This is a genomic window from Nitrosospira sp. NpAV (genome assembly GCF_000832065.1).
Taxonomy (GTDB): domain Bacteria; phylum Pseudomonadota; class Gammaproteobacteria; order Burkholderiales; family Nitrosomonadaceae; genus Nitrosospira.
In genome coordinates, this window is the sequence record NZ_JXQM01000151.1 from 1 (window position 1) to 694 (window position 694).

The window sequence follows — 694 nt, forward strand, 5'->3', positions numbered from 1 at the left end:
GCACCGGCGCTGAGAACGCGGCCAATGGTCTTAAGCTCAACAAGTCCTTGGCGAGTCAGGCTCAAATGGGCGAGGCAGGGAAAACGATGGCCGGTGCTGGTAGCCTGCACCATTCAGAGATTCGGAGCGAGTGGCTAGCTGTTTAGTCCCACTTATTGGTCGTCAGCTTTCCTTCAAATCCATCCAGCAGGCGATTCAATACCTTGCATTGCTTTGATGCGATCCATAAATTTTTTATATGACTTTTCGTTTTAAAAAACGAATTTACCATCTTTATCCAAAAAGATTGTTTTGTTAGAGTAGTCACTTACTCCCCTTCAGGAGAATGCATAGGAGAAATTGTAATGATGCTCAAATTCAAAGGCGAGCTGCTAGCAGCATTGTTGGGCGTTAATGTGCTGCTGGCCGTACCTCCTGCGAGCGCGCAGGAGGTTGGCGAAAAGGTCACGCTGAACTTTCAGCAAGCAATACCAAACATTCCTGGAAAATCCTTGATCGTTGTTGAGGTGGAATATGCACCTGGCGCCGCATCAGTACCTCATCATCACGCGCAATCGGCTTTCATCTACGCGTATGTTCTGAAAGGCGCTATTGAGTCGCAGGTTAATGACGAAGAAGCACGTATTTACCAAGCAGGCCAGAGCTGGTCAGAAGCGCCTGGTGCTTTGCATTCGATCAGCCGCAATGCAAGTCA

1 protein-coding gene is annotated in these 694 nt (G+C 48.4%); it reads left to right on the top strand.

What is annotated here, in order from left to right; all coding sequences use genetic code 11:
* Positions 1 to 344: 344 nt before the first annotated feature.
* On the top strand, positions 345 to 694 hold a 350-nt coding region (locus SQ11_RS15700; RefSeq protein WP_041515143.1), incomplete at its 3' end, for a cupin domain-containing protein.